This is a genomic window from Paenibacillus sp. NFR01 (genome assembly GCF_900111565.1).
Lineage (GTDB): Bacteria > Bacillota > Bacilli > Paenibacillales > Paenibacillaceae > Paenibacillus_AQ.
In genome coordinates this window covers 1,047,136-1,072,890 of sequence record NZ_FOIK01000001.1, presented here as the reverse complement: position 1 = coordinate 1,072,890, position 25,755 = coordinate 1,047,136, and the positions used below count along the sequence as shown (strand labels likewise).

Genomic DNA, 25,755 nt, shown 5'->3' with positions numbered 1-25,755 from the left:
TCAGTCCGCTTGGAATTGTTGCGTTGCATACATGCCGCCATTCCAAACATGACCGTTAGACAGATAGTATTCCTGATCAACAGAACCGTCCGTCTTGGTGTAGCGGATGACAAAGACCTGGCCTGTTCCGATCAGCATCGGATAATTATTGTAAGGAAGATAATTTTCCACCAGCGGCAGGTCTTTGACATCTTCATAGGCGTCCTCCAGCCGCCAAAATTCTCGATAGGCGTAATTCTTGAAACCGGTCATCTCCTCTTTTCCAAAATAGGATGCTGTATACTCCTTGCCAAGTAAGGTGATGTGATCGGTCCTGATGGGTTCATTCTCTTTAGCCACCAAGCTTAAATCCTCCGAATCCATATGGCCGCCATAATGCTTCTTTAGCTGATTGGCCATGCAAGGAACGGTATGGGTATCATAATCCATTTCATCAAGTCCAGTGTGTGCCGAGCCGTAAATGCCCATGATGTTCGCGCTGCCCAGCTTTTCAAATTCGCGGATGAAGTTTTCGGCCATCTTGTTTTCCCGATAAACGTCGTCATCTTTACTGTAATAGTAACGGCCTTGCTCGATCGCTTCCCGGGTCAAGGTGTACGCTTCCGATCCGGTCCGATCGTTTGCCTCCAGATAGGATAAGAAGCGGCTCCCGGTCGTGTCATATTGATGTCCGACATCTGTGCCGTGAAAAATCGTCTCCGGACATTCGCTTTTAATTTTTTTGTAAAACGCCTTGGTATAGGGATTGTACCCTGCCGTTCCCTGCCAGTCCTCGTAGATCTCGTTCAGGAGGTCATCGTTGTCCGAATGCATCCATAGATTCAAATATTCTGCGGTATAATAGGGCAACTCGACGAACAAATGCCTCATGCCCTCCTTATGGTAATATCCGGACCACAATTCAAATTCCTTGTCCATAACCTTGGCATTGCCATGGACTTCGCCATAAAGATAGATACGGCCGGACGCTTGCGTCACCACCGGCGTTTCTTTAGTCGGCTGTGCGTGTTCGCCAGCGGAGTTACTGCAGGCTGCCAGGCTCCCGGCTATTAGGGTAACGATCAGGGCAAGCAGCCAGGGGGAGAGATACACCATTTTGGGTTTGACTGAGCTGGAGCGTTTGTTGACATACATAACCAAGGATCAACCTTTCATCGTTCTTTTCAAAATCCAGAATTAGGAATTCTCCGGCTTATGCAGAATTTCCTGCATTCGTCTGGTTAGCTCGTTCTGCCTACATCCAAAACATCACAAAAAAAGGAGAAGTCAGGCGGCCTCTTTCTGGCTCCCTCATTCTCCCTTTGGTGATGCATTCATAGATGCTGCATGACAAGGCTCACCCATACCCGAACGCCGTACACCAGCATATCTTCATCGATGTTAAATTGCGGCTGATGGATGGCATGGATAATCCCCTTCTCTACATTCCCGCAGCCGATAAAGGCAAATGCACCCGGAACCCTGTCCAGGTACCAGCCAAAGTCTTCACCGGCGAGGCTGGGCTGATCCAGCAATATTGCCCGGTCCTCTCCCAATGCTTCACGGGCAGCCCGAAGCATCCGCTGCACCGCTTCACTGTCATTAACCACGGTAATCCCTTCGCGCAGCTCGATCCGATACTGTCCGCCAAATGCGTCGGCAACCGCTGAGGCATAGCGTTCTAACCCTTCCGTAATTCTGGCCACTGTAGACTTCGAAAAAGCTCTGAAGGTTCCCGTCAATTCACTCTGCCCCGCAATAACATTGACCGCTGTACCGGCATGCAAGGTACCGAATGCCAAGACCGCTGCTTCCTGCGGATCGGTCTGGTTCGCCATCAATCCATTGATATCGGTGATGAACCTCGCCGCCATCTGAATGGCGTCCACGGATTGATGCGGCGCGCTATGGTGACCGGCCGTCCCTCGAAACTCCACCTTGAAATGACTGGAAGCAGCCATGGCATAATGCGGGTGAACGCCCAGCGTTCCGGCCGGGAGGTCAGGCATGACATGCAGCGCGTACGCATAGTCCACATTTTCGAGGGTGCCGTCCTCGATCAGATCGCGTCCGCCGGAGAGCAGTCGTCCATCCAGCGGACTTTGAACCGCCCCTTCTTCGGCAGGCTGAAAAACGAAGATTACCGTACCGGTCAGGTGCTCCCGGAAGGCGGACAAGGTTTTGGCCGCCCCGAGCAGCATCGCCGTATGCGCATCATGGCCGCAGGCATGCATCACACCGGCATTCCGTGACTTGTAAGGCAGCTCGTTGCGCTCCTCAATCGGCAAGGCATCCATATCCGCACGAAGCAAAATGACCGGGCCGCTGCCGGCTTGCCCTTGCAGAGTGCCGACAACGCCCATGCCGAAATGCTTGCCGACATTCCGCCGCACCTGAATTCCCCAGCTTTCCAGTAATTCCGCGACCTTCCCGGCGGTGCGGGCAACATCATACAGCAGCTCCGGATGGGCATGCAAATCCCGGCGGATCGAGAGGATCTCCGGCTCCAGCAGACCGGCATACTCCACCATTTCTTGAAAAAACGGAGGAACCGGATGATCGGAGATCCCCGTGAAGATGTCCGTATCGTATAGGTTGATCCGGCTCTCCGGAGAAGTTCGGTCATCCGGCTTACCATTCGCCGGCAAGTTTGCGTTAACCGTCAAATTTGCCCTGCCGGCTGGGAAGCCTTCGAGTAGCGATTCTCCGGCACCGGAATGCCAAGGTTTCCGCGCAGGGTGCCGCTTTCGTACTCCGTACGGAACAGTCCGCGCGCCTGAAGAATCGGTACGACCCGGTCCACAAATTCCTCCAGGCCATTCGGCACTGCCGCGGCGATCATAAATCCGTCTGCACCGCCGGATTCAAACCACAGCTGGACCTGATCCGCTACCTGCTCCGGTGTCCCGATGAAGCTGCTGCGCGGGGTTGCGGATTGAATCGCTACCTGACGCAGGGTAAGGCCCCGCTCCTTCGCATCCTTTTTGATCTTATCCGTACCGCTCTGGAAGCTGTTGCGGCCCAGTTCGCCTACGTCCGGGAAAGGCTCATCCAGCGGATACTGCGAGAAATCATGATGCTCGAAGAATCTGCCCAGATAATTCAGCGCGTTCTCAATCGTCACCAGACCGGCAACCTCCTGGTATTTGCGTTCTGCATCTTCCGGGGTATTGCCGATGATTGGCGCAATGCCGGGGAAGATCAGGACTTCATCCGGGTTCCGTCCGAACGAGGCAATGCGGGTCTTCACATCCTTATAAAATGCCTGAGCATCTTCCAGCGTTTCATGTCCGGTGAAGATCGCGTCCGCTTCCTTCGCGGCGTAATTTTTACCGACCTCCGAAGAACCTGCCTGGAATACAACGGGCTGCCCCTGCTTCGAGCGGGCAATATTCAGCGGTCCCTTCACGGAGAAAAATTCTCCTTGATGGTTCAGTGTATGCATTTTTTGAGGGTCAAAGAAGACACCTGACTCTTTATCGCGGACAAATGCGTCGTCCTCCCAGGAATCCCATAAGCCACGCGTTACCTGTAGATATTCTTCGGCAATGCGGTAACGCTTGCTGTGGTCCGGATGTTCCGTTTTGCTGTAATTGGAGGCGGAGCCTTCCAGCGGCGAAGTCACCACATTCCAGCCGGCCCGCCCGCCGCTGATGACATCCAGTGATCCGAACTGGCGGGCTACCGTAAACGGCTCACTGTAGGAAGTAGACAAAGTACCGACCAGACCGATGTTCGTGCTGACGGCAGCCAATGCGCTGAGGATAGTCAGCGGCTCGAAACGGTTCAGAAAATGCGGAATAGACTTTTCGTTAATATACAGACCGTCCGCGATGAAGATCAGGTCCAGCTTACCTTCCTCCGCCTTCTGTACCCACTGTTTGTATAACTCAAAGTTCACGCTGGCATCCGTCTTGGCATCGGGATGCCGCCACATCGATGTGCTGCCGCCTACCCCGTGCAGCAGTGCACCCAGCTTCAGTTGTTTTGATTTGGCCATTTTCTTTCCTCCTAAAAGTTATGATAGCATCCGCTTCATTGAATTACTTCGCAAAACTCGCTTCGGAAGCATTGACTTAGTTTTGATAGCATCCGCTTCATTGAATTACTTCGCAAAACTCGCTTCGGAAGCATTCCTCACTGAACAAAGGTCGCCGCTGCCGCCGCCTGCTTGATCCGCGCAATCTGGTTCAGATGATTCTGCACATGGGCAATAAAGCTGCGGACGATGTCGGTGATTCGTACGGTCTCACCCTTGAAATTAATTCCGCTGCGTTCCCAGTCCTCTGCGCTGAGCCGGTCTAACAGCAGGCCGTTATAATTCAGCAGGCTGCGGAAAAGCGCCAGGCTGTCGGCGGCACTCCCCTGGTTGGCATACTGGCCGCTGACCCAGGCGTCCTGGTTAAAAGCCGGCAGCTGCGCGGTGGTACCTGCAAGAATGTCACGGATCCGGAAGGAAACCACGATGCTATGATCGGCCAAATGGGCAAGCACCTCGGTAACGCTCCAGCTGCCCGGTTCTGCCTTCCATTTCAGCTGTTCCTCTGTTAATCCGGCTGTCGCCTCCACCAATTGCTGATGCGTATTCAGATAATCGCTGATTTGCGTGATGCTCAATTCAATCCCCTCCAGTGTAAGTCATGCTTGCGTATGGTCAGGCGGAGTAAAGCGTGCTATTGAAAATGGCTGAATGTTATGGCTTGTCGCCCCGTACGTTGTGAGGTCAGCTAATATTTCTCCCACGACGCTGGAGAATTTGAAACCATGCCCGGAGAATCCTCCGGCAATCAGGACATTCGGATGGACGGGATGGCGGTCAATGATGAAATCTTCATCCGGCGTATGCTCGTATTTACAAACGGAACCTTTCAGCAGCCTTCCGGCGGCGCCCGGCATATAAGCCTCCAGCACCCGCCGCAGGTCTCCCTCGTCGCCAGCTTCGCTGCCGAACGGTGCCAGCGTATCGCCTAGCTTCCATTCCTGTCCCGTATCGTGCCGGCCAATCTTCAGTCCCGCTCCGCCGATGCCGGGAAAACCGTAATAGCCGCCTTCCTCAGCGCCCAGCGTGAACCCGGGAAAATTCCCAGCGGCAAAATCCGGTGCGCTGTCAAACCAGCCCACAACCTTGCGAACCGGCTTAATCGGCAGATGGACAAAAGGCTCCAGTGCGCTGAACCAGGCTCCGGCGCTAAGAATCGCCGACGCGCCATGATAATCGCCTTTAGCCGTTTGAACTGTGACACTGCCTTCTCGGGCGGTGAGATTTACCACAGCCGTGTTGGTCAACAGCTCCGCACCATATTCCAGAGCAAGCCGGCGGTAGGCGGCAATACACCGCTCGCTGTACAAATAGCCGGCATCCGGTTCGTACATCGCTGCGAACGATTCCGGAATGGTAAGCGCCGGCCAACGCCGCCGGATCTCCACGGCGTCCAGATGCTCAACCCTTACCTTGCGTTTCTCTGATTCTGCCAGACGGCTGCCGAAGGAATAGACGGCCCTGTCCGCTAGATTGAGTACGCCCGAGCGGACTAGCAGTTCAGCTCCGCTGAGCTGTTCGGCTTCCTGCCATAGCAGATCGGCCCGTAAAGCCAGATCAATGTAGGCGGGATCGCCGCTGTAAGCATGGCGGATCAGCCGGGTATCGCCGTGATGGCTTCCTTCGGTATGGGGCGGATCAAAGGCGTCGATCAGCAGCGTCTTCACGCCGCGGCGGGCCAGCTCATACCCGGCGCTGATGCCCATCGAGCCTGCTCCGACGATAATGACGTCATATACAGATTGCTGAGTTATGATTCCGCACCTCCACCGGCAGCGTAATGCTCCAAGGAACGAGCCGCCGAATCAGCGAGAAAGCGGGCAGCCACCGGCAATGCCCGTTCATCCAGATTGAAGGCCGGATGATGCCATTCCCGGCTTCCGGCGGTGCCGACAAAGACGAACAACCCCGGAACGACGCGCTGATAGAACGCAAAGTCCTCCCCGGCCGGGGAAGGCACAGGCTTAACCGCCTTGTAACCCAGCGCTTCAGCCGATGCCACGCCAAGCGCGGCAAGGGCTTCGTCGTTGAGCACTGCCGGCGGCCCGCCGATCCAGCGGACCGTTGCGGAGGCTCCGAGGGCGGCGGCAACTCCGACCGCTACCTGCTCGAAACGTTCCAGCACCTTGACGCGCACCGCTTCATCGAAGGTGCGGATCGTGCCTTCCAGCACTGCCTTATTCGGAATGATATTCCATGAGTTGCCGCTGTGGATTTGCGTCACGCTGACGACCGCACTCTGCAGCGGACTGACATTGCGGCTGACGATCGACTGCAGCGCCGTCACGATCTGTGATGCGGCGACGATTGGATCAATGCCCGCTTCCGGAACCGCAGCATGCGAGCTGCCGCCTTGGATCTCAACCGCAAACCCGTCTGCGGCTGCCATAAGCGGTCCGCCGGTGATGCCGATCGTCCCGACCGGCAGGTCGGGCTTGTTATGCAGCCCGATAATCGCGCGCACCTCCTGCAAGGCTCCGCTGGCGATAATCCGCTGCGCTCCTTGCGCCTTTTCCTCGGCGGGCTGGAACAGGAGGCGCACCGTACCCTGCAGCTTGTCTTCCTGCTGCTTTAATTGGTACGCGGCCCCGATCAACGCTGCCGTATGAAAATCATGCCCGCAGGCATGCATTTTGCCAGGAACCTGCGAGGCATAATCTGCGCCGGTCTCCTCCTGGATTGGCAGGGCGTCGATATCCGCCCGCAATGCGATGACCGGTCCGGGCTTAACACCCCCGATCTCGGCAATGACTCCGGTAGTCAATCCGTAATCCAGTACGCGGATTCCAGCCTGCTTCAGCAGAGAGGCGATATATTTTGTCGTTTCAAATTCTTCATTAGACAGCTCCGGGTGCCGGTGCAGATGACGGCGGATCCCGGTTAATTCCTTACCTAGCGCTTCCGCGCTCAGCTCTGCGGCTTTGCTTGTCATATGCAAGGCTCCCTTTCTCGTACGATTTCCCTGTGTGTGCTTCTCGAACCCGTCCTGTCCTCCTTATTACGTCTGCCGTATACTTACGCCTCGGCTGGTACCTCAGCGAGCGCTTCGCTGAGAAGCTCAAACGAGCGAAGCCGTTTGTCGAAAGGTTGTACATTGGTTGTCACGATGAATTCCTCGACACCGGACGCCTCCGACAACGCCAGCAGCTGGCCGCGTACGAATTCCTTTGTTCCTTTCGTGATCTCCGGCTCCCGCTCTTCGATGGTATAGGCTTCTTTAGTCTGGCGGGTAAATTCCTCGGCCTGCTCGCGGGTAGCCACCGTCAGTGTCTTACCGCTCTCAAGCGTAATCCGGATCAGCTTATGTTCGCCCGCCAGATCCTTCGCTTCTTCTTCCGTCTCTGCGGCGATCAGCGCCAAGGCTATAATTGCCTGAGCCTGCCTGCCCTCCACGGATACAAATCCGTTGCGGTAAGCGCGGATGGCTTCCAAAGCAACGGTCTGATCGCCGTTAATAAAGAGAGAGAACACATAAGGCAGTCCCAGCTCAGCGGCAATTTCCGCACTGTTTACACTTGCACCAAGTACATACAGCTCAGGTGCAGTACCCGGGATGGGACCTGCCTTGAGCCCAGCCAGCGGATGATCTTCTTCCAGCCGGCTATGTACGTACTTTTCCAGCTCGATGATTTTTTCCGTCAGACTTGGAGAATCGCTCTTTCCCTGCTGCAATGCCTGCGTGCTGCGCGGCAGACCGCCCGGAGCGCGTCCTACGCCGAGGTCCACCCGGCCCGGAGCCAGCGAAGCCAGCACGTTGAAATTCTCCGCCACCTTATACGGGCTGTAATGTTGCAGCATAATTCCGCCGGAGCCGATCCGGATCGATTCCGTCTTTGCGAGTAGGTGAGAGATCAGCACTTCCGGGGAAGAACCGGCCACCTGCTCGGAATCATGATGTTCGGACACCCAGAAACGGCGGAATCCCAGCTGTTCGGACAGCTGCGCCAGCCGGATCGTATGCCGGAACGCTTCCTCGGGCGTTTCTCCCGGATAGATCGGACTTTGATCGAGTACGCTGATGGTAATGGCCATGATTTTTCCTCCTATATGGAATAGTTCAATTCAGGGGTGATCCGCTTCAGGAACTGCTTCGTTCTTTCTTCGCGCGGATGATTGAACACCTCTGTAGGCGTCCCTTCTTCAACAATGACTCCGCCGTCCATAAAAACTACATGGTTCGCCACATCGCGGGCAAAGCCCATCTCATGGGTCACCACAATCATGGTAATACCTTCCTTGGCAATCTTACGGATCACCGCCAGCACCTCTCCGACCAGCTCCGGGTCAAGCGCCGACGTAGGTTCGTCGAACAGAATGACCTCCGGCTCCAGCGCCAGGGCCCGGGCGATGCCGACCCTTTGCTGCTGGCCTCCGGACAGCTGGCTCGGATAAGCGTCCAGCTTGGTGCCCAGACCAACCTTTTCAAGCAGAGCGATGCTGCGTTTTCTTGCTTCCTCCTTCGGAAGCTTTTTGACGATCAGCAGTCCTTCCATGACGTTCTCCAGCGCGGTTTTATGGCGGAACAGATTGTATTGTTGGAACACCATCGCCGTTTTTTGCCGGAGCTGATGAATTTCGCTTTTACGGGCATGTTTGCAGTTTACCTTGAAGTCCCCGATCGAGATCTCCCCGCCATTGGGCTTCTCCAGGTAATTTACGCAGCGCAGCAGAGTGGTTTTGCCGGAGCCGCTGGGGCCAAGAATGACGACAACCTCGCCTTTGGTGACACTTAAATCGATATTGTTCAGCACCTGATGCCTGCCGAATGACTTGGATATTTGCGCTAGCTTGATCATGCCACTCCCCCCCGGTTGTACAGATTAATCCGCTTCTCAATCACCGATGTCACGCGTTCGATCAGGAACGTAAGGCCCCAGAAGATCAGCGCCGCCGCCAGATAAGCCTCAAAAAACTTCCAGTTCGTCGATGCGACAATCTGCGCCTTTGCATTGATATCCACGACCGATACGGTAAAAGCAAGCGTGGACCCGTGCAGCATCCCGATTACCGAATTCGACAGATTGGGCAGGCTCGCTGCCAGCGCTTGAGGGAAAACAATCCGCCGCAGCGCCTGGGGCGTGGTCATGCCGATGGAATGAGCCGCTTCCAGCTGGCCGCGGTCCACCGCGAGCAGACCGGAACGGACAACCTCAGACATGTAAGCTCCCGCCGTGATCGAGAACGAAATATAAGCGAACCCGATCATTGGAATCGACACGGATCTGAAGCTCCAGCCAAAATGCACGGCCAGACCGTCGATCAGCAAGGGAAGTCCGAAATAGATCAGCAGCAGATGGGTCAGCATTGGCGTTCCGCGGATGAAGGTGACGTATCCCACTGCCAGCGGATAAAGAAGCGGAATCCGGTAGATCCGGATTAATGCCACCGCCACGCCGATCACAAAACCGATCGATACAGAGACAACGGTAATATATAAGGTCGTAGGAATCGCGCTCAGGAGCTGAACAAAGGCGGTCCAGATAAACGACGGGTCCAGCTTCATACTCCGGCGCCTCCTTTACCCGGTCCGAGTTCCGCAATGATGCGGCGGTAAGACCAGTTTTTGTGGATTTTGAACGGGCTTCTCTCTGGAGTGCTCCGCTTCTCATGCCGCAGCAGCCGTTTTTCCGCGACCTGAAGCAGTTTCTCAATCGTAAAGCTGATGACCAGATAGATTAGTGCCAAGGCGATATAGGTTTCAATAAAATGCTGCGTTAAGGTGCCGAGCGTCTGCGCTTTCCCCGTCATCTCCATGACACCCAGCGTGAACGCCAGGGACGTATCTTTCAGCAGGGCAATCACCAGATTGGAGAACACCGGAATGGCGATTCCCAGCGCCTGCGGCAGTACGATCCGCGTAAACGCCTGGAACCCCGTCATCCCCGTTGCATAAGCGGCTTCGATCTGCCCTTTATCAACCGCAAGAACAGCAGCACGGATCATTTCGGACATATAGGCTCCTGTATGCAGGCCGTACGTCAGAATCACGAACACCAGTACCGGCGTACGGGTTACATCGATATGCACCAGCTTCAGGATTTCGGGCAGCCCGTAATAGAAAAGGAAGAGCTGGATCAGAATCGGCGTGCCCCGGAAAAAGGAGATATAGATTTTGGAGCAGGTCTGCAGCACCGGCACTTTATACAGTCTTGGCAGCGCGATTAGAAAACCGACGATAATCCCGGTCAGCAGGGAACAGCCGACAATCATTAGCGTGGTACCCAAGGTCTCCAGCAGCTTAGGCAAAAAGGAAAAGACATAGCTGATATCAAATGGTGCCCCCATAAACTCCCTCCCCTCCCGTGCTCACCGGCTTAATCATTGCACCGAATCCGCCGTAACGTCCGCTCCCAGCCACTGCGTGCTCAGCTTTCCCAGCGTCCCGTCTGTCTTCAGCTCCTTGATGACACCGTCAATCGCATCCGACAGCTTTTGCGAATCGGCATCATTCTTGCGGAACACGTAGAGAATGTCAGCGGAGGATAGCTCATCGCCCGTAGCCTTCAGCTGGTTCTTCGGATCGATGATCGGCAGTACAAAATCCGCAGCCAGTGTGGCATCTACGCGTCCAGACGTGATTTGCGCCGCTGTATCGTTAGCCGTGCCGCTTTGGTACACAATGTTGATGGCATTATCGTGGTCTTTATTGTAGTTCTCCAAAATCTGCGCCTGAGCGCTTGTCGCGCCGGCCAGCACCTTCTTGCCTTTCAGATCATCCAGGGTTTGGATCGAATCGTTGCCCTTGGCCACGATAATGCGGTTTCTCCAGTGGGCGTAGGCTTCTTTGTTAAAAGAGTACTTCAGCTCACGCTCCGGATTTTTCTCCATGACATGAGCCACGAGATCAATCTTTTTGGTTTCCAGGCTGAGCAGCAAGTTGCTGAAATCCATGGTTTGGAAATCAAACGTATATTCCGGCAGCCGGTTATCAATCTCCTTGAGCAGCTCGACATCGAAGCCGGTCAGCTTGCCGTTCTCATCAATGAAGCAGACCTGCGGGAAAGCGGTGCCTGTGCCCACAATGATCTTTGTAACCTTTGCGGGAGCAGCCGTTGCGCTTGCGGCGGCGGCATCCGCTGTATCTCCGGCCGGGCTGCTGTTCCCGGTATTGCTGCTGTTATTCCCGCAGCCGGCAATCGCCAGCGTCAGAATGGATGCGAATACGAGCGAAATGGACTTTTTCATGGTTCTATCCCCTTTGAATGAGTTGTGGTTTATCTGTAAGTTGCTTTTTCAGCAAGTACATCATGCCGTCGCCGTTCTGCGGGTCCAGTTCGAGGAACCGTTCGTAGCCCCGCCGCTCATACATTTGAACCAGCCAAGGATGCTTCTGCGCCGTTGCCAGCGTAACCTCCGGTGAGCCCAATTGTCCGAGAATCACGTGCTCTTCCACCCAGTCCAGCAGCTTTCCGCCGTACCCCTTATTGCTGTAATCCGGATGTGCGGCGAACCATTTGATAAATGGCAGCGGGCTCAGCTTCTTGATCTCTTCTTCCTTGGACAGGGTGATGGTGGCTATAATCACGCCGTCAAGCTCAAGCACATAACACTCATTCACAGCTATGTTGTCTTGAATCAAAGCCAGATCGGCTGTTGCCGCCGGCCAATGCAGCCCGAGTTCACGAATCAGCGCATAGGCACGGTATGTAACATCCAGCAATTGCTCCGCATCCTTTAGCTCTGCCAGCCGGTATACTTCACTCATATCATGACCTCCAGCCATTCGAATTAATTTTATAATCCCTATCGAATTAGTTGTGTTTATATGCAATTAACTTTATCACTGCATTGTGCCGTCCGCTAATAGAGTTTTTTAATGTATTTATACAATTAGTCGATCTACCGCTTTGCCGATTTGCAATTCAAGCAAGGTTTCGATGAATTCGGCATTTTCCCCATTCAGTGAAATCAGACTGGTCCGCAGGGAGATTCCCTCCGTCTCCCCGATATCCACCCGGATCAGCGTTCCCGCTGCCACTTCCTCCTGGACGCTCAGCGCAGGAAGGAAGCAAATACCTGCCTTTTTCAGCACAAGCTTCTTGGCAGTCTCCAGGTTGTCGACCTGATATTCAATATTCGGCGGCTGTTCCATACTCTCGAAGACGCGGTGCAGCCGCATCCAGTCCAAAGAGCCGCATTCGAAAAAGACCAGTGTCTCCTGGCGGATATCCTGCAGGGAAGCCCGGCCGGTCTTGGCCAGCCGGTGTCCGGCATGCACATACAGCGAAATCGGGTCTTCGCAGAACGGAAACGCCTGAATCGCCGGATTCACGACCTTGCGGATAAAGGCCAGATCAATCTCCTTCGACTTCAGCTTATCAATCAGCACGTCCGTAGAAGCCGTGGTCAATTTGATGTTGATATGCGGAAATTTCCGCTTCAAATGAAGCAACAGGTGCGGCATTAAATAATTGGAGACCGACACCGTACTGCCGATCCTCAGTTCATTTGGAATCTGGCCTTTTGCCTGGAGCTGATGTTTGCCGTTCTGGTAGACTTGGAGGATTTGCTGCGCATAAGGCAGGAACTGTTTGCCCTTGTCCGTTAGCGCAATCTGCTTGCCCAGCCGCTCAAAAACCCGGCAATCCAATTCTCTCTCCAGCGACTGGATACGTGCGGTCACCGTCGGCTGCGAAATAAACAGAACCTCTGCTGCCTTGTTGAAGCTTCCATAGTGGTTGATGTAGACAAAAGCCTCAATGTTATCGATGTTCACTCCAAGCCCTCCTTAGATCGGAATTTTTATAGTAACTAATCCGATGAAATAACAAGGTATTACAATTGTAGTTACTTATAGATTTTTATATATCTTAGTTACGGCGCATATCTTTGTCAATACTTATTCCGCGTGTAACAATCGGATTACTATAAAAAAGATCACGATCTTAAATAGAAGTTTTCTATCCGGTTATCAGATTTGTTTAATTCCGCTTATATCGCTTGGAATTGTCGTTTATAATAACAACATTACGCCGATCTACATTTACTTATGGGGAGCTATGGAGACTATGTCCAAAGAGATTATTATCCGTGAGGCCTTGGATCGTGACCGCGATGCCATCGCCGCAGTATTGCTGGATGCATACAGCCAGTACGCTGCCTTTTTGCCAGAGGCCTTCTGGCTCGAATATAAGCAGTCGATACTTGATTCCGTTCACGGAGACGCCCCGTCCGCACGGATCATTGCCGAAGCCGATAATCAAATTGTCGGCAGCGCTCTGCTGTTCACCTCTTCAGAAACCGCCTATGGCCGGCCTGAGCTCGGCATTCATTCCCCTGTCCTGCGCCTGCTTGCGGTATCCACTGCCGCCCGCGGCCGGGGAATTGCTACCCTCCTCATTCAAGAAGCAGCACGGAGATCCCTCGCATCAGGCGCCTCTAAGCTTCACCTTCATACCTCGGACATGATGGCTTCGGCCATCAGGCTATACGAGCGTCTGGGTTTCCATCGGGCTTATGAGACCGACATTAAGAACGGTGATACCCTGGTGAAAGGCTTTCGGCTGGATCTTCACCGTTTCTCCTCGCTGGATGTATCAAGTACCAATCATTGATCAAAAAAAGCTGGCCCTCGGGCCAGCTTTTTTGTGTAGCGACTGTTATTTATTTCTGCCCCTTCATAATGTCCAGCATGCTTTTCCCAGTTGCTGCGATTGCTTCTTCCGCCGAACGCGGTGTCCATCCCAGCAGCTGTTTGGCCTTTTGGTTGCTCGTAGACATGTCTTGTCCCAAGAGCGTTGCAATCATTCTTAATTGTGGCTTGAAAATCGCCAATGCGCGAATTATGATATTCGGAAATTCTCCCTTTGGCACGTTTTTTGCATCTTCGCCAAAATGTTTCTTTAGGATTTTTGCAATATCCAGCATCGAAAGGTTTTCTGCGCTGGAAGCGATAAAACGCTCTCCATTTGCTTCGGGACGCAGCATGGCCAAGATATGCAAATCGGCGACATCCCGGACATCTATATAATCCGAATAGATTTTAGGGACATTCCTTTGCTTGCCTTCCAGCATTTGGCGAATGCTGTTAATGGAATGAGAATAATCACTGCCCAGAATGGGACCCATCACTCCAACGGGATTTACGGTCGCCAGTTCCAATCCCTTGCCTTCGTTGCGGATAAAATCCCAAGCCGCCCGTTCAGCAAGCGTTTTGGATTTCTGATAGGGATGAAGGTTTGCCTCTGTATTTGACCAATCTTCTTCAGTGTAAGGTCCTTTATGATTGTGATGTCCCACGCCGATCGCGCCGAAAGCGGAGGTTAAAACAACGCGCTTGACCCCTGCATCCCGCGCTGCTCTAAGCACGCGTAACACCCCTTCCCGAGCAGGCTCGATCATCTCATTCTCATTTTTATAGATTTTGTTGGGTGTCGGAGAAGCTACGTGGATGACATACTCCGCCCCTTTCACAGCCTCGTTCCAGTTATGATCTGAAGCTAAATCGGCTTGAATAAAACTTAAACCTTCAAAACGGGTGATCCCGCCTGATTTTAACATCGCTTTCACTTCGTCCTGTCTGTTCATTGAGCGAAGGGTGGTCCGCACGCGGTACTCTTTCTCCAGTAACTTCAAAAGGATATGAACGGCAATAAATCCGGATCCTCCGGTCACAAGTACTAAGGGGGAGTTGTTTTCTGGCATGGGCATATCGCTCCTTTTCATTGACGTTACACGTGTAACGGATGTACACTATTTTAGAACTGAACCAGCTCCAAAACAAGTAGGCGGCAAACATCTGTGACAAAATGGAGGAAGTGTTATGGCAGCTACGGAACATGCCCAAAACCTGAAAAAAGATACCCGGGAATGGATTACGACTGCATTGCTGGAGCTTTTGCAGACAAAACAACTATCGAAATTATCCGTTTCCGAAGTGGTCCAAAAAGCTGGCGTCAGCCGGATGGCGTTCTATAGAAATTTTGAAAGTCTCGACCATGTATTGAGAGAATATTACGAACCCAAATATGCCGATATCTTTCACAAAATTGCATTTAAGACGAGTCACGAACAGAAGATCGAGGATTTGACGAACTTTTTCAGCAACAATGTTTTTCAAACGGCGATTAAAGGCGATTATGTAGGGCTGCTATATCAAATGTTCAAACACCATATTGCTAAGTTTTATGATGAGATCATTCCTTTTTCCGACTGGACAGGCGCCAAACGGAGCTATTGGATTGACTTTATGAGTGCAGGCGTTTTTGAAATTTGGGTGATGTGGATTAAAAATGGCCAAAAAGAATCCCTGGAAGAGATCTCGGCGCTTATTCGGTTATTTCACAAATAGACAGGCATCGGTGTAAAGCTTTAGTTTAATTATTTTCTGCATTCCTGATTTATCCAATTGTTGATATGCTGAATGGGATCAAATCCAACGAAAGCGGTGACGATGTGAACATTAAATTCCGAAGTTACCAGACCGAAGATTTCACGAAGATCCGTGACATGCTTGTTACTAGCTTCGAGGAATCGCCCGATTCCGGGAATTGGCTTATCGACAGATGGAACTTCTGCAGAATGGTCAGCCAAACGATGCATGATACATTCGGCACCTGGGAGAAAACCGTAGGCGTTTGGGAAGATGAAACCGGCAGGATCGTCGGAGCCGTGAACTCGGAGGGCGAAGAGCGAGGCGAAGCCTTTTTTCAAATCCGATTCCCATTGCCTTCGGCGATCTTTGAAGAAATGTTTATTTTTGCGGAGAGTCACTTAAGCGTGCAAGACGAGGGGCGTCAAGTCGTACGCCTACGAATTCCAAAAGGCGACTTTGCACGGGAATCCATTGCAGTGGAGCGAGGCTACCGAAAAATGGATTGGGATGATACGCTGTCCGTTCTTCCTTTACATCATCTAGAGCCTGTTGAACTTCCAACGGGTTATCGTATCCGATCCGGACCGGATGTCTCGAGTGAAGCCAAGGCTCTAGCTCATGCCAAAGCTTTCGGTTACTTTGATGAAACTTTTGACCGAACGATCCCCTTGGCTTTTGAACGGATGAAGTTGGCTCCCGACTATCGGCCGGATTTGGATCTGTCCGTTGTCGACACATCGGGAGAAGTCGCTTCATTTTGTACACTATGGTACGACAACTGGAACCAACATGGCGTTTTGGAGCCTGTCGGGACCATACCTGCCGCCCGCAAGAAAGGACTGGCGAAAGCCGTCATTCGGGAAGGTCTCCAGCGGATCGCCGGATACGGGGCGAAATCGGCTTACGTCGGATCTACTATGGACTTTTATAAGCGTCTTGGTTTTGAAGCGGCGTATACAAGCATTGTTTGGGAAAAATCGCTGTAATGCCTCATTTATTCTCCTGCCGATAAGCTTTCGACGACAGGGAACCAGCCCGGAGTATTCACGATCGCTCCCCATAACGGGTCAGGGATGACCAGTCTTTCCTGATCCTGTTTGGTCAAATTTACAGCAATATGTTCCTCATTCCCGGATTCCAGCTTTTCTACCCAGTCCGGCTCGATAATCAGCTCACGGCCCAGCGCAAGCAGCGGCAACCCGATGCTTATTGCAGCTAAAGCTTCATCGGGCGTGTGAATTGAACCGACACCGATGACCGGAACTTGTCCGCCGACCCGCTCGAGAATCCATTCCATCCTTGATTTGGAGTCATCCGCCCCTCTTCTCGGCTTGGACCAAAATTCATTCAGCGACACATGAAGATAATCCAGACCTTTCTCCTTGAGGGCATCCACAAGAATGAACGTCTCTTCCATCGTGAGTCCCGGTGTCTCCGGCTCTTCCGGGGAAAAACGGTAGCCGACGATAAACGGTGATTTCGCATATTTGCTGACGGTATTCTTTACCCGGTCAATAATCTCCAAAGGGAAAGTTAAACGTTTGTGCGCATCTCCGCCAAAACGGTCTTCTCTGCGGTTCGAATGCGGTGACACAAACTGCTGAATCAGATAGCCGTTCGCTCCGTGGATTTCAACGCCGTCAAAGCCGGCCACGATCGCCCGCCGGGCGGCTTCGGCGAAATCATCAATTATCCCTTCAATTTCGGCTTCCGTTAACTCCCGCGGCAAGGGCGACCCGGGTCTTTCGCTGGCGACAGCACTGGGTGCTACCACATCGCCGCCGACTTCTTGGGGCGGGCAGAGACGTCCGCCGTGGAAAATTTGCAGAACAGCCTTTGCCCCCTGCTCTTTAATCGTGTGGGCCAGCCGGGTCAAACCCGGGATAAAGGAATCGTCCATCGCCGAAAATTGTCCCGAAAAACCTTTACCGTTCGGAGTTACGTAAGTTACAGCGGTAAGGACCATGCCTGCGCCCCCGGAACGGCGGGCATAATAGGCCAGCTCCGCGTCGGACACCGTACCGTCCCCGTTAGAGGAAAAGTGGGTCATCGGCGCCATGACGATTCTGTTTTTCAAACTCACTCCATTGGGTAACGGCACATTCTCCAAGATTGAACTGTATTTGGGATTCATTATTTGGTCTCCTTCGGCATTTTGCTCTCATCCATGTACAGCAGGTTCCAGCGGTGGCCGTCCAGATCGGCAAATCCGGCGCCATACATCCAGCCGTCGGTTTCACCCGGTTTGCCGAAGACGCTTCCTCCGGCAGACTCCACTTTTCGAATAAATGTATCCACTTCTTCTCTGCTTCCGGCGCTAATGGAAAAGATGACTTCTGCGCTATGGGAGGTATCTGCGGCTTTTGAAACTGTAAATTTCTCAAACACGGCCTCCGGGAACAGCAGAATCGTTGTTTGGCCTACGTCAAGCTTGGCTCTTTCGTTACCGAAGTTCACCGCGTGGAACCCAATCTCATTGAAAAAGGCAGTAGACCGTTCAACATCTTTGACCGGCAGGTTAATCCAGATCTCCTGTGACATGCTGTAGCCTCCTGGGAATATAGATTTTACAGCTTATACTATACCCCAATTGCGGCCGCGGAAGCGAATCCGGTTAGAAAATGGTGGGGACCATGCCCCCGTCCATACGGATCGGAGAGCCTTTGAATGGTGTTGCATAAGGACTGCAAATAAAAGCGGCGAGCCTGCCGATTTCTCCCGGTCTAATGAAACGCTGCAACTCGGATTGCGGGAGATTGGCAGCCATGAAGGTTTTTTCTTTTTCCTCGAAAGTCAGATTATCGTCCTGAAAGATGCTCTCGATGATCTGCTGCACGTTCTCCGAAAGGGTGGGGCCTGGCATGATCGTGTTTACCGTAACCTCTGTCCCGACGGTTTGTTTGGACAGGCTTTTCGACATGGATAGCAGCATGGACTTCGTGACCGCATATTGCGGCATTTGTCCGGAAGGCATAACCGCTTCTTCGCTTGCGATAAAGATAATCCGTCCAAATCCTTGGTTTAGCATGTCCGGCATATAAAATTTAGCCAGCCCGTTTGCGGCAAGCACATTGGTCTGAATGTATTTTTCCCAGGCGGCATCGTCTACGTCATCATACGACATGATTTCGTAAATCCCGGCGTTGTTAACCAAAATATCGACCTGCGGAAACCTCTCGAACAATGCTTCCCGTTCCTTAACATTGACGATATTAGCCGCTGCATTTTGCGGAGAAGTCTCCGGATAAGCAGACTTGATTTCACCGACTACGCGTTCAACCTCACCGTGATTTCGTCCATTGATAAGAACGTTGACCCCTTCTTTAGCCAGCTCGAGGGCAATCGCTTTGCCAATTCCTTTTGTTGATCCGGTTACCAGTGCCGTTTTATTGTTCAACCCCATGTCCATGATGTTTTATTCTCCTCGTTGATTAATGAATACTTGTTTTTGCCTCCGCATGTTCGCTGCGCCAATGGGCAGGCGTATCGCCTTCCCACGCCCGGAATGCGCGATAAAACGAATTATGGTCCTCAAATCCGATCAGGAATGCCACTTCCTTGATATCGAGCGATACGTCCGCCAAATAGAAAAGTGCCTGTTCATGCCTCGCTTGGGTGAGCAAATCAATGAAGCTTGTGCTCTCATCGGTTAACCGGCGCTGCAGCGTACGTTCACTCATGCCCAATTCCTTGGCAACCGTCCGTACATCGGGACGTCCGCCGCTGAAGCTGCGTTTCATGATCCATTTGACCATCTCCGGCACGGAGCGGTTTTCTTGATGCTCTTGCAGAGTGCGGTCCAGAGCAGGTGTCAGAATCTCAAGCAATTCCTCATTATAGGTGAGAAACGGACGATCCAAATCCTTTCGCTGCAGCGTCAGCCGGTTGCGTTCGGCATTAACCCGGATGCTGCAGCCAAAGTAAGATTCAAGCGCATGGGCATCCCCCATCGGCTGCGTAAATTCTACGGCGCAGGCTGTCAGATGCTGACCTGTACCCCGCCGTCCCAATTCAAGCAGGAATGCCAGCGTGATGCCAACCAGCAGCGGCGGGCAGGAATGATCGTTCACGAGCCATTCCAGTTCGATGGTGCATGCCTCTCCTTCTTCGATCATATTCAAGCTTTCCGGAGGACATAGCTGTTTATATCGGACCATCCGGTGCAGGGCATCGCGAAAATCGCGGGCATGATAGGTGGCCATGACCGTTGGCGGGTATTTCGTGGTTTCATAGACCGTTGCGAGCTTGATGATTCCTTGGGCGGTATCCCCTGCCAAGTCGGAGTATGCCTGCCAGATTGCATAATATTGGGCGGTGGTAACAGCCGATTCCGCAATAATGGTGAGCGGCAGTCCAGCTTTGCGGACGATATCATGCGGGGCAATTCCCAATTGACGCACACCTTCCCAGAACCCCGGCGGCATTTTGATACGGTCAAAGGATGGGGTTGTCATTCATGTGCACCTCCTTCTGCTGACTTACGGGTATTATGATACCTTTAAGCTTCCGAAATGTAACTAGCAGAGCATGACAATCAACCGGCGGAGTACGCCACTCTTCGAAAAAAAGATAAGCAGCATAATATTGAAAGGGTATCATATTGAAACAGGCCTTTTGAATACACTCTGTTGTTAAGATTATTGGAATGGAGTGATAAGTTTGTCTGATCCCTTTGTTACGCGGTCATTGGAAGAAATCCGTTTTTGGTCACGCATCATGAAAGAGCATTCTCTCTTTCTCCGGCTGGGATTCAGGTGCGAGGACACTCAATTGATTAATGAAGCCAATCAGTTTTATGCGATTTTCGAAGATATTGAGCGAAGGGCTCATACGTTTCAAGAGAATGCAGACCCTCAGACCATCAGACAATTCAATGCGGAAGTGTATAATGCGGCTACCCACATATGGGCATTTAAGCGAAAGGTTCTCGGGCTGATTCTGCAGTGCAAGCTCCCCGGGGGCAATAATTTCCCATTGCTTGTTGACCATGTCAGCCGGGAAGCAAGATATTTCAGTAACCGTCTAGACGAGCTCAATAGCGGAAGATTGGAACCTTTACCGGATGCGATTATCGATGAGAATGTATTTTTCCTGCGGATCATGGCAGATCATGCGAAGTTTATTGGTCATCTGCTGGATCCGTCTGAACGGAAGCTGGTCGAGCAAGCAAGAGAGTTTAGTCATGACTTTGATACACTAATGTTCCAGGCGATCGATTTAAGTTCCATGAGACCCGAATCGCAAACTGAGCCGCTGTTGAGCCAATTTGTGGATGAGAATCGCGTGTCTGTAAAGGCGTTACGTGATTTCAAGAAAACCGCGCGCGATTTAATTGAAGAATGCCGTATTAAAAGCATCATTCATCCTCTTTTGGCCGATCATGTGTTCCGGGAAGCCGAGCGATTTTTGTTCATTCTCGATATGTTTGATCAATCGTTGTCCGGCATGAAAGTGAACAAAAGAGAGATCTTGTTTTAGAGCTCAAGAACTGGCCCCGATACGCGATCGGGAGCCAGTTTTTTTATGGCTAAAATTGACGAGTTTGATGAATTTATTGTGGAGCCGGTATCCTCCAGGTAACTACCGCACGTGAAAGTGCCTACTTCCGAAAAAGAAATTAAGATCCTACAATAGGTCCTGTCGAACAACAACTCACATATTCGAAGGAGAGATCATCTTATGGAACTTCAACTGGCACTGGATCTTGTAGACATTCCTGGAGCGAAACAAGTGGTTAAGGAAGTCGCAGAATATATCGATATTGTGGAAATCGGCACGCCGGTCGTCATTAACGAAGGCTTGAGAGCCGTGAAGGAGATAAAAGAGGCGTTCCCGTCTCTGCGCGTTTTGGCAGACCTCAAAATTATGGACGCGGGTGGCTATGAGGTCATGAAAGCATCCGAAGCCGGCGCGGATATTATTACCGTTCTGGGCGTCTCGGACGATCTGACCATTCGGGGAGCCGTCGAGGAAGCAAGAAAGCAGAATAAAAAAATCATGGTCGACATGATCAATGTCAAGGATATCGAAGGCAGAGCCAAAGAAATCGATATACTTGGGGTTGACTACATTTGCGTCCACTCCGGTTACGACCATCAGGCTGCAGGAAAAAACTCCTTTGAGGAGCTTGCGGCAATCAAACGCGTAGTCAAACACGCAAAGACGGCGGTTGCCGGCGGCATTAAGCTGAATACGCTGCCGGAAGTGATCGCGGCCCAACCGGATCTGATTATTGTCGGCGGCGGCATTACCGGTCAAGAAGATCAGAAGGCCACTGCAGCTGAGATGAAACGATTGGTTAACCAGGCGTAACCGCATGAACATGATGAAATATGCCGCAGAAATCCTTGAGGAACTGGGGAGATCCGTTGAACAGATCGCCGAACCGGAAGCCGAAACCTTCGCCGATGCCATTTTGCAGAAACATAAAGTGTTTGTCGCCGGCGCAGGAAGATCGGGTTTAATGGGACGGACGTTCGCCATGCGGCTAATGCAGCTCGGAGTGAATGCTTATGTCGTCGGGGATACGGTAACTCCCAGCATCGGCAAAGACGATGTTCTAATGATCGGGACAGGCTCAGGCGAAACAAAAAGCTTGATTCCGGTAGTCCAAAAAGCTAAAAGTCTGGGGGCGTCCGTCATTGCAGTCACAACCGCTCCGGAGTCAATGATCGGGAAGTTAGCGGATACCCTGGTCAAGCTGCCGGGAACGCCTAAAGATCAGCAGGACGGCGGTCATTCAACCATCCAGCCCATGGCGTCTTTGTTCGAACAGACCCTATTGATCTTTTATGATGCAGTTATCCTCCGAATGATGGAGCTCACAGGTCAGGACACCGCCACCATGTATGAAAGACACGCCAATTTGGAATAGCCTGCCATTCCCTTCCCTTTCCCATAAAATGGGTACTGTAACGTGTGGTATACTGTTGGAGGAGAGGATGATGATGGTGAACGAAATCAAAGACCGGATCGATTTGACGAAGATTAATTGCGAGAAAGAATTAACGCTGGCCGTCATCGGCGGCAAATGGAAGCTAATTATACTGTGGCATCTCGGACTGGAAGGAACGAAGCGGTTCAGCGAGCTCAAAAAATTGATTCCCCATATCACGCAAAAAATGCTGACCAATCAGCTGCGCGAATTGGAAGAAGATCAGCTCGTCTCGCGAAAAGTATATCCTGAAGTTCCGCCCCGGGTCGAATATACGTTGACGGCGCATGGCGAAAGTCTCGTGCCTGTCCTGAAAATGATGTACAACTGGGGCAAAGATTACGGCGAACAAGTCGTCTGGAAAAACGAACCGGCTTGCCGGGAGACTGCCCTGTAGTAGACGATACGACATAAACATAGTTTTAATAAAGGATCAAGCCCCTGCTATCCTGAGCGGAAAGGGCTTGATCCTTTTTCGTTGATCACTGATACCATGAGGTAACCAGGTCATTGAATGGCTTATAAATCATGATAACCAGCAGCAGCGGGCTTGGAAGGTTCACGCGGAGCAAGGCGCAGATGGTTGAGCCAATACCGGCATGCCAGAACAACATCGTAAACAAGCGGTCCCGGCCCTTGCGGCGTCCCTTGAGCGAAGGCAGGTCTTTAGCCATACAGACAGCTGCGATTGCCAGACAAAAGAGTACCAGCAGCATGGGGTTCACTCCTCGATTTGGTCTATAAACGAGTTATCGATCGTACCGACCCGGTTGATGGTCACATCAGCCGTTATATGGACCGGCAGCGTTTTGAGATAGTCATCGCCTTTTCGCTCCTGAAGTCTGGCCCAGGCTTTGGGATTGGCCCGGTAGATCGATTGGCCGAAGCCAAAAATATCGACATTGTAGCGCTTGTTAACCTGCTCGATCGCCTGCTCCATCCGGCCGATGATCCTTGCCTCCGCCTTCTCCTCCAGTTTTCGGACGATCTTTTCTGTATCCAGCCGGTCTGTTCCTTGTATTTCCTCGACATTGCTAATAGCCTTAACCTCGAGAAAAATATGTGGCTCTCCATCAATAAATTTCACCTTCCGTCGGGTAGTCGTCGTTAGGGCTTCAATGACAATCCATTTTCCATCCTCACCTTTGACTATGCCTGTGTTTTTGGTGACATTATTATTGATGTAGTTACACCCGATGGCCTCCGTATCATCCAGCCAGCCGATCATTTTATCTTTTTTGAACACGGCCACGCTTTCATAACGCAATCTCGCATTCGGGCTCGTTCGTTCCGTATTGCTTTTCTCCCCGCCCTTCTGCGCATCTCCCTGGATCTCTATGCCGGTTAATATTGGATCTTTACCTTTATACAGCAAGTCTTCAATGAATTTGTCCAAGGTGACAGCTACAGTCTTTGCTGATACTTTATAGGATTTGTCCAGGGCATTGAACAGTTTGCTTGCCGGAAGCTTATCCAGCGGGGTCAGCACGTTCAGCACGTTCTCAGCCGTATTGTTGCGCGCGACCATCACGTAAAAATCCATACGCGGTTCCCGGCTCCGCTTAAGTACATCCAGGGTATCGGCAACCCCCTCCCGGGCGAGGGCTTCACCGATGACAAGCACGCGGATATGGCCCAGATAGCTGGAACGCGAACTGGTCAGATTAAACTTCCGCAGTGATTCATAGACGGTCGCGACCGGGAAGCTATAGGAAATGACAGGCACGCCGCTACCGCCTGCGCCACCGGAGGTTTGGGATGCCATCGAGGATGGTATTACAACCTGCATCGTTACTTTATAACCAGCTTCAGCTTTGTCCAGTCCCAGAGCCAGAACAAAGGCCAGCTCATTTAACTCTCTTCTCTCCCAGCAGCCGCTCAGCAGCATCGGCAGAAAGAGCAACAGGAGCATGGATATAACGGTTTTACGTAATCTGGACTGCATAGTTATGACTTCTCCCGCTTGGATGCAGGCTGACGGTGCAGATTTCGAGTCCGGTTCTCCTCCGGCCGGGTGCGCAAGGACGGCCACGGAAACCTGAATAATGTATCCTTGATATCCTCCGCCTGATACGGTCCGAGCGGGCTCGTATAGGGAACTCCGAAGGAACGCAAGCTTGCTAAATGCAGCACCACGATAAACATCCCGCACAGAATGCCGTAGAGCCCGATGAACCCCGCCAGCCCGATGAAGGCAAACCGGATTATCCGGGCGGCAATGGCCATTCCCGATTCCGGAATCACAAAGCTTGAAATCGCGGTAATCGAGACAATAATGACCATTGCCGATGAGATGAAGCCGGCCTGAACGGCCGCCTGACCGATAACCAGCGTACCGACGATCGAGATCGCCTGTCCGACATTCTTCGGAATCCGCACACCCGCTTCCCGTAAAATTTCATAGGTCAATTCCATCAGGAGCGCCTCGATGAAGGCCGGAAAAGGAACGGATTCCCGCTGTGCAGCCAGACTGATGACCAGGTTCGTGGGAATCATCTCCTGATGGTAGGTCGTTATGGCTACATAAAAGGCAGGAGCCAGAAGCGTAATAAAAAAAGCCAGAAAGCGGATGAACCGCAGCAGGGTCGAAATATCCGCCCGCTGATAATAATCCTCGGCCGATTGAAAAAACGCAACAAACACCGCTGGAGCAAGCAGCACAAATGGCGTCCCGTCGATCAGAACCGCCACTTTCCCCTCAAGAATGCCGGCGGCAATTGTATCCGGACGGTCGCTGTTATAGATGATAGGAAACGGTGTCCGCGCGGTGTCCTGAATAAATTCTTCAATATAACCGCTCTCCAGGATGCTGTCGGTATCAATCTTGTTCAGGCGCCGCTTCACCTCATCCACAAGCTCAGGGTTGGCGATATTTCTGAGATACATAAGCGATACGCTGGTCTGGGTAACCCGGCCGATTTGAAGAGTCTCCAGCCACAGGTGGCTGTCTTTAATCTTGCGGCGGATCAGCGCCGTATTCGTCCGCAGATTCTCCGTGAAGCCCTCCATCGGACCGCGTACCACAGACTGCGAGTTCGGCTCACTTACGGCCCGGTCCTCCCAGCCGGGCAGCCCGATCCGCAGCGCCGCTGCAGCTCCATCCACCATCAGCATGACACATCCGGACAGCAGTTCATGGACAAATCCTCCCGGTTGGCGCATGATTTTCAGATCGCCGGCCAACAGGATACGGGTTTTTAGCTCTTCTACCACCTGCTCCGGATCAAGAGCCTGCAGCATTTCCGGGACCTTATTATCCTGAAGCGAAAACAAAATCGAATGATGAAGCACCTGCGTATTGATTAGCCCGTCTATGTAAAAAACAGCAAGCCTCGTCTTCTCGCCGAGCCGAAGTTCTCTGATGATCAGGTCGGTGCTTGCCCCCAGCATCCGCTGCAGTTGTTCAATATTGTCGTCCAGTTGCTTGGATAATTGTTCTTGATCGGCGTAGTTCAACGTATCCCCCTCCTTCACCATTTGTCCATAGTT

At 52.1% G+C, this 25,755-nt stretch carries 28 protein-coding genes; 7 read left to right on the top strand and 21 right to left on the bottom strand.

The features are described 5' to 3' along the window. The 13 genes from BMW84_RS04845 to BMW84_RS04785 form a co-directional block, all read right to left on the bottom strand. The gene (locus tag BMW84_RS04845; RefSeq protein ID WP_091065072.1) at positions 1 to 1,134 is read right to left on the bottom strand and encodes a hypothetical protein; all 1,134 of its coding nucleotides are present in this window, start codon (positions 1,132 to 1,134) and stop codon (positions 1 to 3) included. Between the two features lie 179 nt (positions 1,135 to 1,313). After that, a complete protein-coding gene (locus BMW84_RS04840; RefSeq protein WP_254772865.1) occupies positions 1,314 to 2,645 on the bottom strand; it encodes a M20 metallopeptidase family protein in 1,332 nt (443 codons plus the stop codon). Continuing rightward, positions 2,642 to 3,979 carry an LLM class flavin-dependent oxidoreductase gene (locus BMW84_RS04835; protein ID WP_091065069.1) on the bottom strand — a complete coding sequence of 446 codons (1,338 nt, stop codon included), beginning with the start codon at positions 3,977 to 3,979 and terminating at the stop codon, positions 2,642 to 2,644. Before BMW84_RS04835 ends, BMW84_RS04840 begins: the two co-directional genes overlap by 4 nt. Before the next feature lie 137 nt (positions 3,980 to 4,116). Then, complete coding sequence (locus BMW84_RS04830) at positions 4,117 to 4,596, bottom strand: DinB family protein (RefSeq protein WP_091065068.1); 480 nt, start codon at positions 4,594 to 4,596, stop codon at positions 4,117 to 4,119. A gap of 21 nt (positions 4,597 to 4,617) precedes the next feature. After that, positions 4,618 to 5,772, bottom strand: a complete 1,155-nt coding sequence (gene solA, locus BMW84_RS04825) for an N-methyl-L-tryptophan oxidase (RefSeq protein WP_091065065.1) — start codon at positions 5,770 to 5,772, stop codon at positions 4,618 to 4,620. Beyond that, complete coding sequence (locus tag BMW84_RS04820; protein ID WP_091065064.1) at positions 5,769 to 6,950, bottom strand: amidohydrolase; 1,182 nt, start codon at positions 6,948 to 6,950, stop codon at positions 5,769 to 5,771. The genes solA and BMW84_RS04820 overlap by 4 nt, the downstream gene beginning before the upstream one ends. A gap of 83 nt (positions 6,951 to 7,033) precedes the next feature. Beyond that, positions 7,034 to 8,050 (bottom strand): LLM class flavin-dependent oxidoreductase, encoded by a 1,017-nt coding sequence (locus BMW84_RS04815; RefSeq protein WP_091065062.1) that lies wholly within the window; start codon positions 8,048 to 8,050, stop codon positions 7,034 to 7,036. A gap of 11 nt (positions 8,051 to 8,061) precedes the next feature. Next, positions 8,062 to 8,814: an amino acid ABC transporter ATP-binding protein gene (locus BMW84_RS04810; RefSeq protein ID WP_091065060.1), complete on the bottom strand. Its 753-nt coding sequence runs from the start codon at positions 8,812 to 8,814 to the stop codon at positions 8,062 to 8,064. Next, positions 8,811 to 9,521: an amino acid ABC transporter permease gene (locus BMW84_RS04805; RefSeq protein ID WP_091065058.1), complete on the bottom strand. Its 711-nt coding sequence runs from the start codon at positions 9,519 to 9,521 to the stop codon at positions 8,811 to 8,813. The genes BMW84_RS04810 and BMW84_RS04805 overlap by 4 nt, the downstream gene beginning before the upstream one ends. Continuing rightward, the gene (locus BMW84_RS04800) at positions 9,518 to 10,303 is read right to left on the bottom strand and encodes an amino acid ABC transporter permease (protein ID WP_091065056.1); all 786 of its coding nucleotides are present in this window, start codon (positions 10,301 to 10,303) and stop codon (positions 9,518 to 9,520) included. Before BMW84_RS04800 ends, BMW84_RS04805 begins: the two co-directional genes overlap by 4 nt. A gap of 33 nt (positions 10,304 to 10,336) precedes the next feature. Continuing rightward, positions 10,337 to 11,203, bottom strand: coding sequence for a transporter substrate-binding domain-containing protein (locus BMW84_RS04795; protein WP_091065053.1), 867 nt, complete (start codon positions 11,201 to 11,203; stop codon positions 10,337 to 10,339). 4 nt (positions 11,204 to 11,207) lie between these two features. Continuing rightward, positions 11,208 to 11,723 (bottom strand): GNAT family N-acetyltransferase, encoded by a 516-nt coding sequence (locus BMW84_RS04790; RefSeq protein ID WP_091065050.1) that lies wholly within the window; start codon positions 11,721 to 11,723, stop codon positions 11,208 to 11,210. Positions 11,724 to 11,840: 117 nt separating this feature from the next. Further along, on the bottom strand, positions 11,841 to 12,734 hold the full coding sequence (locus tag BMW84_RS04785; RefSeq protein ID WP_091065047.1) for a LysR family transcriptional regulator: 894 nt from the start codon (positions 12,732 to 12,734) through the stop codon (positions 11,841 to 11,843). A 283-nt stretch (positions 12,735 to 13,017) separates the two neighbouring features. Between BMW84_RS04785 and BMW84_RS04780 the strand changes: the two genes are divergently transcribed. Next, on the top strand, positions 13,018 to 13,572 hold the full coding sequence (locus BMW84_RS04780) for a GNAT family N-acetyltransferase (protein WP_091065045.1): 555 nt from the start codon (positions 13,018 to 13,020) through the stop codon (positions 13,570 to 13,572). Positions 13,573 to 13,621: 49 nt separating this feature from the next. Here BMW84_RS04780 and BMW84_RS04775 read toward each other — a convergent pair whose 3' ends face one another. Then, a complete protein-coding gene (locus BMW84_RS04775) occupies positions 13,622 to 14,662 on the bottom strand; it encodes an SDR family oxidoreductase (protein WP_091065042.1) in 1,041 nt (346 codons plus the stop codon). Between the two features lie 118 nt (positions 14,663 to 14,780). Here BMW84_RS04775 and BMW84_RS04770 point away from each other — a divergent pair, with 118 nt between their 5' ends. Together BMW84_RS04770 and BMW84_RS04765 are read left to right on the top strand one after the other, a co-directional pair. Further along, on the top strand, positions 14,781 to 15,308 hold the full coding sequence (locus BMW84_RS04770) for a TetR/AcrR family transcriptional regulator (protein WP_091065039.1): 528 nt from the start codon (positions 14,781 to 14,783) through the stop codon (positions 15,306 to 15,308). Between the two features lie 104 nt (positions 15,309 to 15,412). Continuing rightward, the gene (locus tag BMW84_RS04765) at positions 15,413 to 16,318 is read left to right on the top strand and encodes a GNAT family N-acetyltransferase (protein ID WP_175498675.1); all 906 of its coding nucleotides are present in this window, start codon (positions 15,413 to 15,415) and stop codon (positions 16,316 to 16,318) included. 8 nt (positions 16,319 to 16,326) lie between these two features. Here the strand turns inward: BMW84_RS04765 and BMW84_RS04760 are convergent, their stop codons facing one another. From BMW84_RS04760 to BMW84_RS04745, 4 genes are all read right to left on the bottom strand, one after another. Continuing rightward, positions 16,327 to 17,466 carry an NADH-dependent flavin oxidoreductase gene (locus tag BMW84_RS04760; RefSeq protein ID WP_091065034.1) on the bottom strand — a complete coding sequence of 380 codons (1,140 nt, stop codon included), beginning with the start codon at positions 17,464 to 17,466 and terminating at the stop codon, positions 16,327 to 16,329. Continuing rightward, on the bottom strand, positions 17,466 to 17,873 hold the full coding sequence (locus BMW84_RS04755; RefSeq protein ID WP_091065033.1) for a VOC family protein: 408 nt from the start codon (positions 17,871 to 17,873) through the stop codon (positions 17,466 to 17,468). The genes BMW84_RS04760 and BMW84_RS04755 overlap by 1 nt, the downstream gene beginning before the upstream one ends. Before the next feature lie 73 nt (positions 17,874 to 17,946). Then, positions 17,947 to 18,741: an SDR family NAD(P)-dependent oxidoreductase gene (locus BMW84_RS04750; RefSeq protein ID WP_091065030.1), complete on the bottom strand. Its 795-nt coding sequence runs from the start codon at positions 18,739 to 18,741 to the stop codon at positions 17,947 to 17,949. A 22-nt stretch (positions 18,742 to 18,763) separates the two neighbouring features. Continuing rightward, entirely contained in the window at positions 18,764 to 19,786 is a 1,023-nt protein-coding gene (locus tag BMW84_RS04745) for an AraC family transcriptional regulator (RefSeq protein WP_091065027.1), read from the bottom strand. A 205-nt stretch (positions 19,787 to 19,991) separates the two neighbouring features. On the opposite strand from BMW84_RS04745, the gene BMW84_RS04740 reads away from it, so the two are divergent. The 4 genes from BMW84_RS04740 to BMW84_RS04725 all read left to right on the top strand — a co-directional run bounded on the left by BMW84_RS04740 (position 19,992) and on the right by BMW84_RS04725 (position 22,663). Further along, positions 19,992 to 20,810, top strand: coding sequence for a DUF2935 domain-containing protein (locus BMW84_RS04740; protein WP_091065025.1), 819 nt, complete (start codon positions 19,992 to 19,994; stop codon positions 20,808 to 20,810). A gap of 201 nt (positions 20,811 to 21,011) precedes the next feature. After that, a complete protein-coding gene (gene hxlA, locus BMW84_RS04735) occupies positions 21,012 to 21,644 on the top strand; it encodes a 3-hexulose-6-phosphate synthase (protein WP_091065023.1) in 633 nt (210 codons plus the stop codon). 4 nt (positions 21,645 to 21,648) lie between these two features. Beyond that, a complete protein-coding gene (hxlB, locus tag BMW84_RS04730; protein WP_091065021.1) occupies positions 21,649 to 22,206 on the top strand; it encodes a 6-phospho-3-hexuloisomerase in 558 nt (185 codons plus the stop codon). A 73-nt stretch (positions 22,207 to 22,279) separates the two neighbouring features. Then, a complete protein-coding gene (locus tag BMW84_RS04725; RefSeq protein ID WP_091068060.1) occupies positions 22,280 to 22,663 on the top strand; it encodes a winged helix-turn-helix transcriptional regulator in 384 nt (127 codons plus the stop codon). Positions 22,664 to 22,748: 85 nt separating this feature from the next. Here the strand turns inward: BMW84_RS04725 and BMW84_RS04720 are convergent, their stop codons facing one another. Genes BMW84_RS04720 through BMW84_RS04710 form a run of 3 tightly spaced genes read right to left on the bottom strand, consistent with a single transcriptional unit; the run spans position 22,749 to position 25,722 of the window. After that, positions 22,749 to 22,982 (bottom strand): hypothetical protein, encoded by a 234-nt coding sequence (locus BMW84_RS04720; protein ID WP_091065019.1) that lies wholly within the window; start codon positions 22,980 to 22,982, stop codon positions 22,749 to 22,751. A gap of 5 nt (positions 22,983 to 22,987) precedes the next feature. Further along, the gene (locus BMW84_RS04715) at positions 22,988 to 24,211 is read right to left on the bottom strand and encodes a Ger(x)C family spore germination protein (RefSeq protein WP_091065017.1); all 1,224 of its coding nucleotides are present in this window, start codon (positions 24,209 to 24,211) and stop codon (positions 22,988 to 22,990) included. Positions 24,212 to 24,213: 2 nt separating this feature from the next. Further along, a complete protein-coding gene (locus BMW84_RS04710; RefSeq protein WP_254772863.1) occupies positions 24,214 to 25,722 on the bottom strand; it encodes a spore germination protein in 1,509 nt (502 codons plus the stop codon). Between the last annotated feature and the right edge of the window lie 33 nt (positions 25,723 to 25,755).

Coding starts and splice junctions, on each gene's coding strand:
- BMW84_RS04770 (WP_091065039.1), top strand. CDS start 14,781: ATGGCAGCTACGGAACATGCCCAAAACCTGAAAAAAGATACCCGGGAA.
- hxlA (WP_091065023.1), top strand. CDS start 21,012: ATGGAACTTCAACTGGCACTGGATCTTGTAGACATTCCTGGAGCGAAA.
- BMW84_RS04750 (WP_091065030.1), bottom strand. CDS start 18,741: ATGGACATGGGGTTGAACAATAAAACGGCACTGGTAACCGGATCAACA.
- BMW84_RS04835 (WP_091065069.1), bottom strand. CDS start 3,979: ATGGCCAAATCAAAACAACTGAAGCTGGGTGCACTGCTGCACGGGGTA.
- BMW84_RS04795 (WP_091065053.1), bottom strand. CDS start 11,203: ATGAAAAAGTCCATTTCGCTCGTATTCGCATCCATTCTGACGCTGGCG.
- BMW84_RS04800 (WP_091065056.1), bottom strand. CDS start 10,303: ATGGGGGCACCATTTGATATCAGCTATGTCTTTTCCTTTTTGCCTAAG.
- BMW84_RS04780 (WP_091065045.1), top strand. CDS start 13,018: ATGGAGACTATGTCCAAAGAGATTATTATCCGTGAGGCCTTGGATCGT.
- BMW84_RS04820 (WP_091065064.1), bottom strand. CDS start 6,950: ATGACAAGCAAAGCCGCAGAGCTGAGCGCGGAAGCGCTAGGTAAGGAA.
- BMW84_RS04815 (WP_091065062.1), bottom strand. CDS start 8,050: ATGGCCATTACCATCAGCGTACTCGATCAAAGTCCGATCTATCCGGGA.
- BMW84_RS04720 (WP_091065019.1), bottom strand. CDS start 22,982: ATGCTGCTGGTACTCTTTTGTCTGGCAATCGCAGCTGTCTGTATGGCT.
- BMW84_RS04810 (WP_091065060.1), bottom strand. CDS start 8,814: ATGATCAAGCTAGCGCAAATATCCAAGTCATTCGGCAGGCATCAGGTG.
- BMW84_RS04715 (WP_091065017.1), bottom strand. CDS start 24,211: ATGCAGTCCAGATTACGTAAAACCGTTATATCCATGCTCCTGTTGCTC.
- hxlB (WP_091065021.1), top strand. CDS start 21,649: ATGAACATGATGAAATATGCCGCAGAAATCCTTGAGGAACTGGGGAGA.
- BMW84_RS04805 (WP_091065058.1), bottom strand. CDS start 9,521: ATGAAGCTGGACCCGTCGTTTATCTGGACCGCCTTTGTTCAGCTCCTG.
- BMW84_RS04755 (WP_091065033.1), bottom strand. CDS start 17,873: ATGTCACAGGAGATCTGGATTAACCTGCCGGTCAAAGATGTTGAACGG.
- BMW84_RS04745 (WP_091065027.1), bottom strand. CDS start 19,786: ATGACAACCCCATCCTTTGACCGTATCAAAATGCCGCCGGGGTTCTGG.
- BMW84_RS04845 (WP_091065072.1), bottom strand. CDS start 1,134: ATGTATGTCAACAAACGCTCCAGCTCAGTCAAACCCAAAATGGTGTAT.
- BMW84_RS04760 (WP_091065034.1), bottom strand. CDS start 17,466: ATGAATCCCAAATACAGTTCAATCTTGGAGAATGTGCCGTTACCCAAT.
- BMW84_RS04790 (WP_091065050.1), bottom strand. CDS start 11,723: ATGAGTGAAGTATACCGGCTGGCAGAGCTAAAGGATGCGGAGCAATTG.
- BMW84_RS04775 (WP_091065042.1), bottom strand. CDS start 14,662: ATGCCAGAAAACAACTCCCCCTTAGTACTTGTGACCGGAGGATCCGGA.
- BMW84_RS04725 (WP_091068060.1), top strand. CDS start 22,280: ATGGTGAACGAAATCAAAGACCGGATCGATTTGACGAAGATTAATTGC.